The following is a 16875-nucleotide window of genomic DNA, read 5'->3' as shown; positions in this document are numbered from 1 at the left end:
TGGTCAGCAGCACCTGTACCGTGCCATCCGTTTCGGTCGCACCCGCATTCAGCGCCTCGACGTTGAAGTCGATGTCACCTTGTGGCGTCACTATCAGCGTCAAGGTCGAAGTAACAACATCAGAACTATCGGTGACCAGATAACTCACTGTAGGAACTGCACCAGAATAGTCAGGAGCGGGGGTAAAGGTGAAAGAGCCATCACTGTTGATGATCAGCGTACCAATGCCAGTAAGGGTCGATGTAACACCTGCGGGAACATCAATATTACTACCCCAGCTATAGCTGATGATGGATTGAGCCAAGGGACCATCCGGGTTGGAGCTATTGGCCAAAAGATCACCACTGACAGGGTTATCTTCATCCATCGAAAATACTTCACTCTCATCCAACAAGAGATTAGTTAGTGGCTCCGGTTCTAACAGTGGTTCAGCCGCTTGCTCAGTGTTGATAATGGGTTCAGCCTGATAATTGGTATCAAAACCGGCCTCGGCAATGGTCGCATCACCGGTTCTATCAATGGTGACAAAGCCACCATTGCCGCTTGCTCCTGCTACCCCGCCAATACCACCGCCACCACCGGCAGCAGGTGCACCACCTGCTGCTGAAGCCTCAAAGTTTTGCGTCGGGTCAACGCCTTGCAAAATTGACTCTTGCAATGCAGCAATGTCAGAAGGAGCGCCCTCCGTGCTGGCACCACCTTGCGGTTGTCCCGGTTCTGCTAATTCGGAACCGGTGGGTACATTCTGCGCTGGTGTATCGTCATAGGGGGAAAGAACAAGCTTGGCATCATCCGCTATGGTCAATTTGGCACCGGGCTGGAGTATTTCCCCCTTTTGCAGGGGGCGACTGCTGCCATCAGCCAGCACAATCTCCACATTCCCTTCGATAGCTGAGACAACCACGGACTTGTCGATGATTTGGGTACGCATATCCATTGCTCCAACGTGACAGATCTTGATGTCTACACCGTAGAGGGAGATAACGTGCTTTTCCGTTGCAATAATCTATAGGTTTGACTGCCCTCAAACCGATATAGAGAATAAAATCGAAAGGTTATTTTTTCTTCATCAAAATCATAACGATACAAATGGAACCAAATAACACCCATATTAATTTGATAATAAAAAAATCAAAAAATATATTGTATTGATATAAAAAATGACCCCATTCGGGGCCATTTCTACAGTGCACATATCAATCAAGACAAGGGGAAAGCAGGATGCACAAATCCCTGATAACCATCGATATGCAACTTGGAAAGCAGTTCCACTTGATGTTGATCTTCGACGCGGGTTGCAATGGTGGTCACACCGGCATTGTGCGCAGCTCGGCACACTGCAGCCAAGAATGAGGTGTCAGCACCAGGCTCCATGACCTGACTGGTATAACCGTGATCCACCTTGACATAGGCAGGCGCTAACTCCTCCAGATAGCCCAGTGACTGGAAGTGACGGCCGTAGTGGTCAACCCCCCACTGGAAACCATGGACCTGCAATGCGCCTACCAAAGCGGCCACATGATCTTTGTGCTTCATAATGGCTGCCTCGGGTATCTCGAATAACAGCCGTTCTTTCAATTCGCCATGTTCGACCAGATAGTGCGTCAGCCAGGTCAAAAACTCATCCGAACAAAGCGAACCTGCCGTTATATTAATTGCCAGCACTAGATCCGCTTGTTTGTGCAGTAAGGGAACACATGCATCAAGTATTGCCTGATCAAAATCGCCCCCCAATTTGAACTGTTCGATGGCAGGCAAAAACTGACCGGCAAAATAGTCCGTGCCATCGCGAGAGATAGATGCAAACAACTCGGCATGCAACCTGGCCCCGTTATCAAATCGGCAAGCTGGCTGAGCCTTGAATCGCCAGAGGTGATGCGAAATAGCATCCTGAACCAAATCACGCCATGCCAAGCGCCCCATCAACCCCTGCTCGGCTCCCCCTTCCATGACAACAGCACCACGGCGTTCATTACGCGCCTTGCCGAGTGCATTATCCGCTTTAGTCAACAGGACTGAGAGATCATCATTACCATCACGGCCTGCAATACCAATGACGGAGAGAGGATTACCCTCCGCCATTGGGTTCACGACCAGATCAGCAATACGAGAATTGATAATTTCTGCCAACTCCTTAAGCTGACCCAAATCATCTGTCGGGCAGAGCAGAGCATATTCGGTCGCTGATATCCGCGCCACAGCTGCACCATCCCATCCCTTAAGCTGTTCGCGTAAGATTTGTGCTATAGATTTGACCATATTATCACGGGCAGCAAAACCTTCATCACGGTAGATATCATCGAGCATATCTACCGCAACCAACATGATGCCCCCTTGGCCAGATTCTGCAATCCAGGCATTAACCTGACCAACAAAATAGGCTCGATTACCCAAGCCAGAAACGGCATCCACATAAACTCGTTCACGCAGTTTCTCCGCCTCGTCGGCCTGCTCTTTGAATTGCACCGCCAACTTTCCGGATAAGATGTTGATCGCTTGTACAACCTGCTTCAATTCATAGGTCTTGGGCTCTGGAATGGTATGCCCAAAATGATGCAATTCAATCTCGACGGCCTGCTCACAAATCTGCTTGAGCGGTTTTAACAGGAAATTAAGTGCACGCATAAGCAAGATCGTGGTTACCAAAAATCCAATCACAAACCAGGTCGCCAGTTCGCTCATCCCTGCCCACAGTTCGTGATAGGCTTGTCCTGGGTGGCCCACCACCTTGAGCTTGCCAAGTTGCAGCCAGCCAGACGTCAGAATTGACTCATTGGATACTTCCGGAAACAAGCCAAGTTCAATAAACCAGTCAGGTACACCTTGAATACGGCTGCTGTTTTCTTCTTCAATCACATCTTTCGACGCAAGCAGGTCAAGACGAACCATACGGTAATAACCACCATCAAATATGGCCTTAATCACCGACTCAGCTCCCACCTTGTCGCCATTTTCAAGATAAGGGGTTAATGCCAGTCCCAGTGACGTAGCGGTGTTGATTACCGTTGTTTCCTGCTGTTGTGCCAGATAAGTTCGTGTCGAATTGAATTGCACCCAATAAGTAGCTGCAAACAATAGTCCAAACAACAGCAACATGGTGGCCAATAACTGTCTATAAAGCGTCATAGGTTAATCATCCAAATTCACCACAGGCCTAGCCAATCGCCCCGATGTCATGCGATTGCGTAAATCATTCCATAATCCCAAGCGAGATGATTGGCCAGCCAGCTCCCCTTGGCCTCGCGCCTTCATCAACCACAAGTGACTACCGTTAAAACTATAGATAGGTACCAAATCTCGCCGTTGGGTAGCGGGTCGAATAGAGCCTATCAAATTATCCAAAATAACCGGAACCGAAGAGGGTGTCTCATAATATGCCACCACCATGTGGAACTGGTTGTAATCAAGGGCCTTGACATAAACCATCCGCATTTTTTCATCCGGGATCCCCAATTCCAGTAGTGTGGAATATTTGGCAATACTGAAATCTTCGCAATCTCCTCCGGCAGCTCCCAGAAACTCGAGCGGGGTTGCCCAGTAATCTTTCTTGCGCCACAACTTGATGTCATCAACAAAGCGCATTTGATTAAAAAAGTTGTTCACTCTTTCGAGCTTTTTCGTCTCGCTCAGTGCCTTTCCCTTCGTTTCCATCACCAGCATGCGCCAACTGGTTACACGCTTGCCAGCTCTGGCGCCATAGGTCTGCTCCGCCCGCTTGATCAAGTTGAGGTCTTCCTGTGGCAGAGGCTGGCTGGCACAGAGCAAAAGTGAGAAGGGTAACAGCAGGATCCATAAGGAGTGGCGCAGAGTACGTAGAGATCGGTATCTCCATTTATTGAGGAGATCATACCATCTGCCTCCGGTACCACGCTGGAGTGTCACGTCATATGCCTGCTGCATGATTGCTTCTGCACTCCTCAAAAACCGCGCAACCACCTGCTTTAGCCAAACATGGTGACTGCCAGCTGCAGTCACCATGTTGGCGTTCATCATCATCCCGGCGGGATCATTGGCAAACGGTTATTGCCTGGGCTGCCATTCAGCGGGTTGCTTGACGCTAAATGCGTTGAGCAGACTTCCAGTCGCATTGAGGATGCGATAGTCCGCCAGCAATGCATCATACTCAGCAGTGATATAACTGCGACGCGCTTCGAACAATTCGTTTTCGGTGTTCAATACGTCCAGCAAGGTTCGCTGACCCAAGCCAAACTGCTTCTTGTATGCCTGAACGGTATCGTAGCTTGCATCCACATGCTCTTTAAGGAAGGTTTTCTGTTTGGCCAGCGACTCTTTCGCATTCCATGCCAAACGGGTTCCCTCTTCTACCTGACGAAATGCATTCAGATGAATGTCTTTCGCCTGAGAGTACAGTGCCGAAGTTGCATTGCTCTCGGCTACGTCAGAACCACCTCGGAACAGGTTGTAACGCATCCGCACCATAGCTGTCAGATCGTCATTGCGACCTTTAACGGCATCAATATCCTCATTCCAGTTTTGGTCCACTTCAAAAGTGACGTTAGGGTAGAAACCGGATTTGGCACCTTCATGCTGATACTTGGCCGCTTCAATATCTTGCAGGGATGAGAGCAGGGTCGGGTGAACTTCTGTCGCCGTTTTCAGGGCAGTATCGAGACTAGCCGGGACCAACTCGGCATTAGGTACCGGTTGAACGAGATCTTTTGGTACCTCGTTAACCACCCGAATAAACTCGCTTTCCGCATCACGGTAGTTGTTTTCAGCGGCGGCTTGGTTGGCGTAGGCCCTGGCAACACGACCATCAATCTGGGTCTGATCAGCAGTAGAACCAAGCCCTGAATCAGTCCGTTTCTGAATGTCGCTACGGATCTGTTCGTGGGTTTCCAGGTTCTGTTTGGAGAGTTCCAGGATCTCCTGCTGGCGCAGCATATTGAGGTAGACCTCAGCCACTCGCAGCGCGGTATTCTCTGCTTCGGAGATCATCGCCAGACGCTGGGCGTTGGCTTCAGCTTCAGTTCGGGAGACGTTGTTGCTGACATCAAAGCCATCAAACAACATCTGCCGCAAACTGAGCCCAGCCTCTTTGCGAGTCATGGAGTCATCAATATTGCTGTTTGAACCAGCAGCCCGGGTAGAAGGGCTGTCAGTCTTTTCATAGCCTACGCCGCCACGCAGATCGATCGTTGGATAATAGCCACCCTTGGCGCCATCATGCTGATAGAGGCGTGCCTGGTAGAGATCAAACGCTTCCTTGATCTTGGGATGCGTAGCGAGTGTCTGTGCCACCGACTCTTCCAGAGTCTGGGCCTGACCCAAACTAGGGATCAGGGTGATGCCACTGACCAGCATGGCAACAATCGTTTTTTTCATGTTATCTCCAGTCATGTTTTGTTTTTAGATTGTTGGCTTATCGTTCTCTCAGTGCCGACTGCTTAGCCCGTAAAATCGGCTTAAGTAAATAGTCTAGGACACTTTTTTTACCAGTAATGATATCAGCACTGGCTAACATACCGGGGATGATGGGAAGTGCGTTAAGCTCATCGCCCAAGTAACTCTTCTCGGTACGCACCCGAACCAGATAAAAGGAGTTCCCCTCCTCATCCTGGATCGAGTCCGCACTTATCTGTTCAACCTTGCCATGCAATCCTCCATAGATTGTAAAGTCGTAGGCAGTGATCTTGACGATGGCATCCAGCCCCGGTCGCAGGAAGGCGATATCTTTCGGCGACACCTTGGCTTCAACCAACAAGGTGTCCTCCAGCGGCACTATCTCCATCAAATCCATGCCGGGCTGCACCACGCCGCCCAGAGTGTTGATCTTGAGTTTCTTGATGGTGCCCTTGAGCGGAGCAATCACGCTGGTCCGGTCTACCCTGTCTCGCAAGCCAACCTGCCCTTCTGACAACTGGCCAAGTCGCCCCTGCTTCTCATTCAGTTCCGTCTGGGAGTCAGCACGGAATTTCAGCGCTATGTCATTGCGCTTGGAAATAGTCTCACGCAACACCGAATTGAGTTTTGGGATCAGCAGACGGTTGCTCTCCAGCTCCCCCTGCATCTCGTTGACCTGCCGCTCCAGCTTGATTAGCTCCACTTGAGGCACTATACCCTCTTTTGCCAGTGGACGGCTAATATTGAGCTCTTGTCTGGCCAGATCCACACTGCGATTCACGGTGCGAATTTTGGCATTCAGTTCAATCAGTTCCTGCTCTTTCTGCTCGATCTGTTGACCAAGAATATAGAGCTGGTTCTTCAGGTTATTAAGGCGATCCCGTTGTACCGAGCGTTCACGGTTGGCATATTCGGGAAAGACGGTTTCATAGCCATCCGGAAACTGAATTGGCGCTTCTCCCACCACTACCTGTTCACGCCACCCCAGTGCAGGGTCATTTTTAACCTCAACACTGGCCATTTCGGCCCGTAACCGGGCAATATCTCCTTTCAGAGTGACCAGCTCCTGCTCACGCTCTCGAAAATCGGAGCGGAAACGGGTGTCATCGATACGCAGCAGCGGCTGTCCCTTCTCGACGATATCTCCCTCTTTGACGAAGATCTCTTTGACTATCCCCCCTTCCAGATTCTGGATCACCTGTAGTTGGCGGGATGGGATCACCTTGCCCTGACCCACGGTGACTTCATCCAGCTCGGCCCAGGCAGCCCAGACGATGGCACTCATGAAAAAGAGGAAACAGCACCATAACAGGATGCGGGCACCGGTTGGGGTAGTAAGCAACACAGCTGCCGCGCCGTCATCGACAAACTCCAGATGCTCGGGTGCCGGCAATACATCACCGGAAGGCGCATTTTTGCTGCGTTTTAACCAGTTCATGAGCCCCTTAACCATGGGACACCTCCTGCACGCGCACCTTGCCTTCCTTCAACTGCTGCAACACCACCTCTTTGGGACCATCTGCCACAATCTGTCCCTGCTCGATGACGATAACTCGCGAGGCCACATCCAGCATTGAGGTCTTGTGGGTGATGAGGATCAAGGTGGTTTCCGGGCCCAGTCTGGCGAGCTCCTGTTTGACCTGCATCTCGGACTGGTTGTCCATGTTGGAGGTAGGCTCATCCATCACCAGAATGGGGGGATCATTGAGCAGGGCGCGTGCCAGCAGGATCGACTGACGCTGGCCACCGGAAAGCTGACGGCCACCCTCACCTATCTGCCGATCCAATCCGTTGGGATCACGGTTGGTAAAATTGGTGACGCCCGCCCGCTTGGCAGCACGCAAGACTCTCACGTCATCCACCAGCGGATTACCCAGCATGATGTTGTCTCGCACCGAACCAAAAAAGAGAATGACATCTTGGGGAACACAACCGATATTGCGACGAATCACCGAGGGAGGCAACTGGTCTATTTCGAAACCATCGATCCGGACCGAACCGTCAGTCGGCCGATACAGCCCCATCAACAACTTCTCGAGGGTCGTTTTACCCGCCCCAATCCGGCCGATAATTGCCACCTTTTCACCCGGCTGAATACGCAAATTGATATGGTGCAGGGTGCTGGTTTCCATTCCTGGATATTTGAACGAAACATTTTCGAATTCAATTCGACCGGCAATCACCGGATGATGGATATATTGCTTGCCTTCCTCCTGCTCACCCGGGGTTTGCATGATTTTTTCCAGAATATCCAGTGCAGACTTGGCCTGGTTATAACGGGTCGACAACACTGAGAGTTGCACCATGGGCGCAATGGCACGGCTGGAGAGCATCACGGCAGCAATCATCCCCCCCATGGTGACTAAGCCTTCGGAGATCTGGTAAACACCGACAATCACCAGACCGACCGTCACCACCTGCTGGATATAACTGGCCAGTGACGACATGGAGTTGGTAATTCGCCGTGTTTGTACACCCCAGGTGGAAATATGGGAAACAGCCTGCTCCCAACGGTGCTGGAACAGACTCTCGGCGCCAAAAATTTTGACCGTTTCCAGCCCGGAAATACTTTCGATCAGGTTGGCATTTTTCTGAGAGGCCAGCCGGGAACCCTCTTCGATGGACTTTTTGAGCGGCTCTTGAATATAGAAGCTGTAGGCGATCAGGATCAGCATGGCGACGATGGGGACCACCACCATCACACCGGCAAACATCCAGATAATAAAAAGGAAGAAGACGGCAAAAGGCAGATCGATAAGAGTAGAAACCGTCGCGGAAGTGAAAAACTCCCGCACCGATTCAAATTCCTGCAGATGTTTGGCGAAAGCGCCGGTGGAAGCGGGACGAGACTCCATCCGCATGCCCATCACCTTGGCGAAAATCTTGGCGGACAGCAGCACATCAGACTTTTTGCCAGCGATATCGATAAAGTAACTGCGCAACTGCCGCATCACAAAATCGAAGGTAAAGACCACCATGGCCCCGACCGCCAGCACCCAGAGCGAATCAAATGCCAGATTGGGCACAATCTTGTCATAGACGTTCATGGTAAAGAGGGGGCTAGCGATGGCAAACAGGTTGATCAGAATGGAGGCGATCAGCACATCGCGATAGATTCCGCGAGATTCAAACAAAGTGCTCCAGAACCAGTGGCCATCACGGGTCTCCAGCACCTTGGGAGAGCGCTCGTCAAATTTGAACTGCTTCTTAACGTAAAAGAGACGCCCCAAATACTCATCACCCAGCTGGGCAGCAGTCAGCCATTGGGCGGCATCACCTGCCTGCGGGAAAATCACTTTCCCCTGGCTGCGATCTTCGTTCCACTCCAGCAAAATACAGGCGCCACCGTTACGCATCTGCAATACGCAGGGCAGCAGCAAGGGAGAGATCTGATCAAGCGGCTGGATCACTTCACGGGCAGATAGCCCGCCCCGCTCGGCAGCACGACAAAAGAGTGCTGTAGTCAGTCGTCCGGAGACCAGTGGCAACCCGGTCGTCAGGGCATCCTGGCTGTTGGGCACACCATAAAAGCGGGTCAAGAAGACCAGACACTCCAATAACTCATCGATACGACTTGTTTCTGCTTGCATAGCATCCCGTCACTGCATTAATAAGGTCGATACGAGAGGGGTATCACTCATATTTTCCTGCTATAGCGACTCTAAAAACGAGCCCCCTCCCACAGATGAGCCTGATCAGGGAATAAACCTATCCGGATACATCGTGACACTCACCACCAATTTTCCTTGCATGATGATTGGTAAAACCAGCCTGTGAGCATCATGCCGACGCCTCCCTCAGGTAAATGGAGGTGTTAATTGATAATGGCATTTATTGTGGCGCATCACTATATCAACCTGCAGGTACCAAAACTATAGTTTATGGTATGAACTTTTTATATAACCCTATGTTTTACGTGAAAATAATAATTACGAACTCAATTATAGGTCAGGAAGTATGAAGGGTCTTCCCAGTGCATGACCCTGAGGGCCACTCAAGGAGAGTGCTCGTGCAATGTCCGCCATCGCAGTCCAGCGATTCTCGCACCAGGCGGGAGCAAGCAGGGTTGGGCGGCGCGCCGATGCCGAAATCCGGTGATACACCACCTCGGGTGGTGTGTGCTGGATCATGGCGACAGCGGCTTCCACATACTGCTCCAGCGTCAATACCTCAAGGCGCCCCGCCTGCCACGCTTTGCCAAGAGTACTGCCCTCTACCACATGAAGCGGATGCAGCTTGATCCCCTCAACACCGGTCTCAACGATACGATGCAGGGTATCGAGGCTGTCTATTGGCACTTCGCCCGGCAGGCCGACGATCAGATGAGCACATACCTTGATGCCGCGCTGATGGGCACGTCTTACCGCATCCTCATAGGCGGCATAACCGTGGCCGCGGTTGATCCGTTGCAGGGTCTTGTCATTGGCGCTTTGCAGCCCGAGCTCCAGCCACACCTCGTAACCCCGGGCCTGATAGCCCGCCAACAGATCGAGCACCGCATCCGGCACGCAATCGGGGCGAGTGCCCACACAGAGCCCCACCATATCGCTCACCGACAGCGCCTCTTCATACATCCGCTGCAGATATTCGACCTCGGCATAGGTACTGGTATAGGCCTGAAAGTAGGCAAGATAGCGCTTGGCACGGGTGACTTCGTCCCGGCGAGCCAGCAGTTGTTGCACCACGGAGAGTTGCTGAGCCGACTCGTCGGCAAAAGAGGATACGTTGCAGAAGGTGCAGCCACCGCGGCCCAGGGTGCCGTCACGGTTCGGGCAGGTGAAGGCCCCATGGATGGAGAGTTTGTGGATCTTCTGACCATGACGCTGCTTGAGATCCTGACCGAATGTATTGACGAGTTCGTGTAACTGCATGACACCTCCGCTAAAGGAGCGCCATTGTACGAGCTTGCGCAAAACAGGGACTGAGCTGGATCAAGCTAGCGGAGAGGGTAAAACATATAAATACCCGACCAATTTTGAATAAATATAGAGAAAAAGCGCAAAAAAAGGATTTTTACAGTTCTTTGACGATTCAAACAGTAAACATCCATATGAAAATGAGACCTGATAACCCACTGTTGAACAATGAAAAATTCAAAGAGACCCGACAGCACACAATTGCAAGCATGGGATATTGAAAATGTGATCCCTTCCGCTGTCGGCCACATCGGGTTGGTAAAATTACTACATTCGCCCACCGTCGCCGAGCGCACCATTGAGCCCGCCAATGACGATATATTTAACCAACAAAATAAAAATACACAGAATAAACACTCCATAACTGCGAGCGAATCCCCCTAACCCGACATTTTGTTATGCGAATGTAACCATGAAGACAAACCTGACCTGCGATTGACCTCGCCAGAAAATCCCATTAGTTTGGAGATTCGCCACGTCAGGCAGACGGAACCACAAGAGCCAATCGCAATTTATGCAGTCAGGTGATGACTGTGCGATACAAGGCCGAGCAAGGGAGAAATGCAATGTCACTATATGATCCAAAGCTGGAGAGGGATAACTGTGGCTTCGGCCTGTTGGCCCACATGGAAGGGGAAGCCAGCCACAAGCTTGTCCGTCTCGCGATGTCAGCATTGGCTCGCATGCAGCACCGCGGCGGGATCTCCGCCGATGGCAAGACCGGCGATGGTTGCGGTCTGCTGCTGCAAAAACCGGACAGCTTCTTCAGAGCTGTCGCCGAGGAGAAGGGATGGCACCTTGGCCGCAACTATGCGGTCGGCATGCTGTTTCTCAACCCTGACCCCGTATTGGCCCAGCAGACCCGCGACATCATAGACGAAGAGCTGGAAAAAGAGACCCTGAGTCTGGTCGGCTGGCGCAAGGTGCCCGTCGATACCAACGTACTGGGTACCATCGCCAAAGCCTCCCTGCCCAGCATTGAACAGGTCTTTGTCAACGCCCCGCCCGGCTGGGTCGACAAGGATCTCGAGCGCCGTCTCTATATCGTGCGTCGCCGCATCGAAAAGCGCGTCAACGACGACTACTTCTATGTGGTCAGCCTCTCCAACCTGGTCACCGTCTATAAAGGGCTGTGCATGCCGGTGGACTTGCCGCGCTTCTATCTGGATCTCGCCGACATACGTATGCAGGCGGCCATCTGCGTCTTCCACCAGCGTTTCTCCACCAACACCAGCCCGCGCTGGCCGCTGGCGCAGCCGTTTCGCTATCTGGCCCACAACGGCGAGATCAACACCATCGCCGGCAACCGCCAGTGGGCCAAGGCACGCAGCTACAAGTTTGCCACGCCGCTCATTCCCGATTTGCAGGAAGCGGCCCCCTTCGTCAACACCACCGGCTCTGACTCCTCCAGCCTCGACAACATGCTGGATCTCTTCCTCGCCGGTGGCATGGACCTGTTCCGCGCCATGCGCCTGTTGATCCCGCCTGCATGGCAAAAACACCCGAACATGGATGATGACCTGCGCGCCTTCTACGACTTCAACTCCATGCACATGGAGCCATGGGATGGCCCCGCCGGTATCGTCATGACCGATGGTCGCTACGCCACCTGCGCACTTGATCGCAACGGTCTGCGTCCGGCCCGCTACGTCATCACCAAGGACAAGTTCATCACCCTCGCCTCAGAAGTCGGTACCTGGGACTACACCCCGGACGAAGTGCTGGAGAAGGGCCGGGTCGGCCCGGGCGAGCTGTTCGTGGTGGATACCAGCAACGGCAAGGTGTGGACCAGCTTCGAGATCGATGACGACCTCAAGAACCGTCACACCTACAAGCAGTGGATGGATAAACATTGCCGCCGACTGGTCCCCTTCGAGCAGATGGACGACAGCCAGACCGGTAGCCGCGAGTTCTCTGATGACCAGCTGAAAACCTATCAGAAGTTGTTTGGCTACTCCTTCGAGGAGCTGGATCAGATCATCCGGGTGCTCGGTGAAAATGGTCAGGAGGCGGTGGGCTCCATGGGGGATGATACCCCGATGGCGGTGCTCTCCTCCGGCCCGCGCACCCTCTATGACTACTTCCGCCAGATGTTTGCCCAGGTGACCAACCCGCCCATCGACCCGCTGCGGGAAAACCACGTGATGTCGCTGGCCACCTGTATCGGTCGCGAGCAGAACGTCTTCAACGAGACCTTCGGCCACGCCCACCGGGTGCTGTTCCAGTCGCCGATCCTGCTCTACTCCGACTTCCACCAGCTGCTGGCACTGGAAGGTGAGTACTACCGTCATCAGGTGATCAGCCTCAACTTCAAGCCAGAAGAGGGGCTGGAAGCGGCCATCGTGCGCATCTGCGATGAGGCCAAAACCGCCGCCAGGAGTGGCACCGTACTGCTGGTGCTGTCGGATCGCGATATCAGCGCCGATACCCTGCCGATCCCGGCCGCCATGGCGGTGGGCGCGGTACAGCGCACCCTGGTGGACAACAACCTGCGCTGTGACGCCAACATTCTGGTGGAAACTGCAAGCTGCCGTGACCCGCACCACTTCTCGGTGCTGCTGGGCTTTGGCGCGACCGCCATCTACCCCTATCTCGCTTACGAAACCCTGGCCAAACAGGTTGAAGAGGGCGTGCTCACCATGTCCCTGCGCCAGGCGATGGTCAACTACCGCAACGGCATCAACAAGGGGCTCTACAAGGTGATGTCCAAGATGGGCATCAGCACGGTCGCCAGCTACCGCTGCTCCCAGCTGTTTGAAGCTGTGGGCTTGGCCAGAGCCGTGGTCGATACCTGCTTCCGTGGCGTATCGAGCCGTATTCAGGGTGCCGATTTTGCCGACATCCAGCAGGATCAGCACAATCTAGCCCGTCAGGCCTGGCTGGTGCGCAAGCCCCTCCCCCACGGCGGCCTGCTCAAGTTCGTCCACGGCGGCGAGTACCACACCTACAACCCGGATGTGGTGCAGACCCTGCAAACCGCGGTGCGCTCCGGCAACTATGCCGATTACAAGGAGTACGCCCGTCTAGTGAACGAGCGCCCGGTTGCCACTCTGCGCGATCTGCTTGCCCTGAAGAAGGTCGACAATCCGGTCGCGCTGGATCAGGTTGAGCCGGCCGACAAGCTGTTCCCCCGCTTCGACTCCGCCGCCATGTCCATCGGTGCCCTCGGCCCAGAGGCTCACGAGGCGCTGGCTGTCGCCATGAACCGCCTCGGCGGTCAGAGCAACTCCGGCGAAGGTGGCGAAGATCCCAAGCGTTTCGGTACCGAGAAGAACTCCCGCATCAAGCAGGTCGCTTCCGGCCGCTTTGGCGTCACCCCCCACTACCTGATGAACGCCGATGTGGTGCAGATCAAGGTGGCGCAGGGCGCCAAGCCCGGCGAAGGGGGCCAGCTGCCCGGTGACAAGGTGACGGCCCAGATCGCCCAGCTGCGTTATTCCGTGCCCGGCGTGACCCTGATTTCACCGCCGCCGCACCACGATATCTACTCCATCGAGGATCTGGCCCAGCTCATCTTCGACATCAAGCAGATCAACCCGAGCTGTCTGGTGTCGGTGAAACTGGTCTCCGAGCCCGGCGTGGGCACCATCGCCTGCGGCGTGGCCAAGGCCTATGCCGACTTCATCACCATCTCCGGTTATGACGGCGGCACTGGCGCGAGCCCCCTCACCTCGGTCAAATATGCCGGCTCCCCGTGGGAGCTGGGTCTGGCTGAAACCCAGCAGGCGCTGGTCGCCAACGGCCTGCGCCACAAGGTGCGGCTGCAGGTGGATGGCGGCCTCAAGACCGGTCTCGACATCATCAAGGCGGCCATCCTCGGCGCCGAGAGCTTCGGTTTTGGCACCGGCCCCATGGTGGCGCTCGGTTGCAAATACCTGCGTATTTGCCACCTGAACAACTGCGCCACCGGCGTTGCCACTCAGGATGAGAAGCTGCGTCGCGAGCACTTCACCGGCCTGCCGGAGATGGTGATGAACTACTTCAAGTTCATCGCCGAAGAGACCCGCGAGCTGATGGCCCAGCTCGGCGTCACCCAGTTGACCGACCTGATTGGCCGCACCGATCTGCTGGAGACCCTGCCCGGCCTCACCGCCCGGCAGGCCAAGCTGGATCTCTCCGGCATTCTGGCCCTTCCGGTGGCACCGGCAGGTTCCAGCCTGTTCAGCCAGCAGCACAACCCCACCTTCGACAAGGGGCCGCTCAACCTGAAAATGGTGGAGGATCTGCTGGAGGCGGTGGAAACCTCAAGCGGCGGCGAGTTCCGCTACGACATTCGCAACACCGACCGCTCGGTGGGTGCGCGCCTCTCGGGCGAGATCGTCAAACGTCACGGCAACCAGGGGATGGCGGCCGATCCGGTCAAAGTGCACTTCAACGGCACCGCAGGCCAGAGCTTCGGCGTCTGGAACGCAGGTGGCCTTGAGATGATCCTCACCGGTGATGCCAACGACTACGTGGGCAAGGGGATGACCGGCGGCAAGCTGGTGATCAAGCCCCATGTCGGCGTGGCGTTCAAATCCCATGAAGCAGCCATCATCGGCAACACCTGCCTCTACGGCGCCACCGGCGGCAAACTCTACGCCGCAGGCACTGCTGGCGAGCGTTTCGCGGTGCGCAACTCAGGTGCCCTGGCGGTAGTCGAGGGGATTGGCGACAACGGTTGTGAATATATGACCGGCGGCATCGTCACCGTGCTCGGTCAGACTGGCGTCAACTTCGCGGCAGGCATGACCGGCGGCTTTGCCTACGTGCTCGACGAGTGCGGCAACTTCGCCAAGCGCACCAACCCCGAGCTGGTGGAACTGCTGGATGTGGCGGATCTCGCCATCCATCAGGAGCACCTGCGCGGCATCATCACGGCGCACCTCAATGAGACCGGCAGCTCGCGCGCCGAGGAGATCCTGGCCAACTTCGACTCCTATGTGCCCAAGTTCAGGCTGATCAAACCCAAGTCCAGCGACGTGAAATCGCTACTGGGTCACACCAGCCGTTCCAGTGCAGAACTCAGAATCCAGGCGCAATAAGGAGGGAACCCTATGAGCCAGAACGTATTTCAGTTTATCGATGTCCAGCGGGTCGACCCGCCCAAGAAGCCGCTCAAGATCCGCAAAATCCAGTTTGTGGAGATCTACGAGTCCTTCAATCAGCCGCAGGTACAGATGCAGGCGGATCGCTGCCTCGAGTGCGGCAACCCCTACTGCGAGTGGAAGTGCCCGGTCCACAACTACATCCCCAACTGGCTGAAACTGGCCAAAGAGGGGCGCATTCTGGAGGCGGTGGAGCTCTCCCACCAGACAAACAGCCTGCCGGAAGTGTGCGGTCGGGTCTGCCCGCAGGATCGCCTCTGCGAGGGCTCCTGCACCCTCAACGATCGCTTCGGCGCGGTGACCATCGGCAATATCGAAAAGTACATCACCGACAAGGCGTTCGAGATGGGCTGGAAGCCCGATCTCTCGAACGTGGTCAAAACCGGCAAGCGGGTCGCCGTCATCGGTGCCGGCCCTGCGGGTCTCGCCTGTGCCGACGTGCTGGCACGCAACGGCGTCACCCCTGTGGTGTTTGACAAGTATCCGGAGATCGGCGGCCTGCTCACCTTCGGCATCCCCTCCTTCAAGCTGGAAAAAGAGGTGATGCAGCGTCGCCGCGAGATCTTCCAGGGGATGGGTGTAGAGTTTCGTCTCGAGACCGAAGTGGGCAAGGACATCACCTTCGCCGACCTGCTCGGCGAGTTCGATGCGGTCTTCCTCGGGGTCGGCACCTACAAGTACATGAAGGGCGGCTTTGCCAACGAAGAGGCGCCGGGCGTCTATGACGCCCTGCCCTACCTCATCGCCAACGCCAACCGGCTGCTGGGCTTCGAGAAGGCGCAAGCCGACTACATCGACTTCGCCGGCAAGCAGGTGGTGGTGCTGGGCGGTGGCGATACCGCCATGGACTGCGTGCGTACCGCCATCCGTCAGGGGGCCGCCAAGGTGATCTGCGCCTATCGCCGCGACGAGGAGAACATGCCGGGCTCCAAGCGGGAGGTGAAAAACGCCCGCGAGGAGGGGGTTGAATTCATGTTCAACCTGCAACCGGTGGCGGTCGAGCTGGATGCCAACGGTCGCACCGTCGGCATCAAGGTGGTGAGCACCGAGCTGGGTGAACCCGATGCCAATGGCCGCCGCAATCCGGTGGTTATCGAGGGCTCAGAGCAGGTGTTGGCCGCCGATGCGGTGGTGATGGCGTTTGGCTTCCAGCCCAACCCCCAGCCCTGGATGGCGGAGTTCGGCATCGAGCTCGACAACCGGGATCGCATCAAGGCCCGCGAGCAGGCGGAATACGCCTTCCAGACCAGCAATCCCAAGGTGTTTGCCGGTGGCGACGCGGTGCGTGGCTCCGATCTGGTGGTGACCGCCATCTACGAAGGGCGCAAAGCGGCCGAAGGGATCATGGACTATCTGGCGGTCTGATCTGACCGGCCACAGCCGTGATGTTCCCTAACAGTCAGCCCCGCCAATGCGGGGCTGATTTTCTATGCGCGCTCACCAACCGCTCATACGCTCCTGGCAGCCGTGAAGATAACTAGATGCAGTGCCTTGCGATGGCTCCTACA

General features: G+C 55.2%; 9 protein-coding genes. 2 read left to right on the top strand and 7 right to left on the bottom strand.

Annotated features, from left to right (window positions below):
* From G5182_RS18700 to G5182_RS18670, 7 genes are all read right to left on the bottom strand, one after another.
* Positions 1-931: retention module-containing protein (locus G5182_RS18700; RefSeq protein ID WP_421254638.1), on the bottom strand; the 931-nt coding region annotated here is incomplete at its 3' end.
* 269 nt (positions 932-1200) lie between these two features.
* Positions 1201-3126 (bottom strand): EAL domain-containing protein, encoded by a 1926-nt coding sequence (locus tag G5182_RS18695; protein ID WP_216953336.1) that lies wholly within the window; start codon positions 3124-3126, stop codon positions 1201-1203.
* A 3-nt stretch (positions 3127-3129) separates the two neighbouring features.
* On the bottom strand, positions 3130-3882 hold the full coding sequence (locus G5182_RS18690) for a transglutaminase-like cysteine peptidase (RefSeq protein WP_254204305.1): 753 nt from the start codon (positions 3880-3882) through the stop codon (positions 3130-3132).
* Positions 3883-4020: 138 nt separating this feature from the next.
* Positions 4021-5346: a TolC family outer membrane protein gene (locus G5182_RS18685; protein ID WP_216953335.1), complete on the bottom strand. Its 1326-nt coding sequence runs from the start codon at positions 5344-5346 to the stop codon at positions 4021-4023.
* A 37-nt stretch (positions 5347-5383) separates the two neighbouring features.
* Positions 5384-6817 carry an HlyD family type I secretion periplasmic adaptor subunit gene (locus G5182_RS18680; RefSeq protein ID WP_266135587.1) on the bottom strand — a complete coding sequence of 478 codons (1434 nt, stop codon included), beginning with the start codon at positions 6815-6817 and terminating at the stop codon, positions 5384-5386.
* Positions 6810-8954, bottom strand: coding sequence for a type I secretion system permease/ATPase (locus tag G5182_RS18675; RefSeq protein ID WP_266135586.1), 2145 nt, complete (start codon positions 8952-8954; stop codon positions 6810-6812). The genes G5182_RS18680 and G5182_RS18675 overlap by 8 nt, the downstream gene beginning before the upstream one ends.
* 351 nt (positions 8955-9305) lie before the next feature.
* Positions 9306-10235 carry a TIGR01212 family radical SAM protein gene (locus G5182_RS18670; RefSeq protein WP_407959429.1) on the bottom strand — a complete coding sequence of 310 codons (930 nt, stop codon included), beginning with the start codon at positions 10233-10235 and terminating at the stop codon, positions 9306-9308.
* Positions 10236-10846: 611 nt separating this feature from the next.
* Here G5182_RS18670 and gltB point away from each other — a divergent pair.
* Together gltB and G5182_RS18660 are read left to right on the top strand one after the other, a co-directional pair.
* Positions 10847-15304: a glutamate synthase large subunit gene (gene gltB / locus G5182_RS18665; protein WP_421254637.1), complete on the top strand. Its 4458-nt coding sequence runs from the start codon at positions 10847-10849 to the stop codon at positions 15302-15304.
* A 12-nt stretch (positions 15305-15316) separates the two neighbouring features.
* Positions 15317-16732, top strand: coding sequence for an FAD-dependent oxidoreductase (locus G5182_RS18660; protein ID WP_021229438.1), 1416 nt, complete (start codon positions 15317-15319; stop codon positions 16730-16732).
* Positions 16733-16875 lie beyond the last annotated feature (143 nt).

This window comes from Aeromonas sp. 600948 (assembly GCF_049174875.1).
Lineage (GTDB): Bacteria > Pseudomonadota > Gammaproteobacteria > Enterobacterales > Aeromonadaceae > Aeromonas > Aeromonas veronii_A.
Note: the sequence above shows the minus strand (reverse complement) of the source record. Positions and strands in the feature narration are given on the sequence as shown.

Coding starts and splice junctions, on each gene's coding strand:
- G5182_RS18675 (WP_266135586.1), bottom strand. CDS start 8,954: ATGCAAGCAGAAACAAGTCGTATCGATGAGTTATTGGAGTGTCTGGTC.
- gltB (WP_421254637.1), top strand. CDS start 10,847: ATGTCACTATATGATCCAAAGCTGGAGAGGGATAACTGTGGCTTCGGC.
- G5182_RS18680 (WP_266135587.1), bottom strand. CDS start 6,817: ATGGTTAAGGGGCTCATGAACTGGTTAAAACGCAGCAAAAATGCGCCT.
- G5182_RS18670 (WP_407959429.1), bottom strand. CDS start 10,235: ATGCAGTTACACGAACTCGTCAATACATTCGGTCAGGATCTCAAGCAG.
- G5182_RS18695 (WP_216953336.1), bottom strand. CDS start 3,126: ATGACGCTTTATAGACAGTTATTGGCCACCATGTTGCTGTTGTTTGGA.
- G5182_RS18660 (WP_021229438.1), top strand. CDS start 15,317: ATGAGCCAGAACGTATTTCAGTTTATCGATGTCCAGCGGGTCGACCCG.
- G5182_RS18685 (WP_216953335.1), bottom strand. CDS start 5,346: ATGAAAAAAACGATTGTTGCCATGCTGGTCAGTGGCATCACCCTGATC.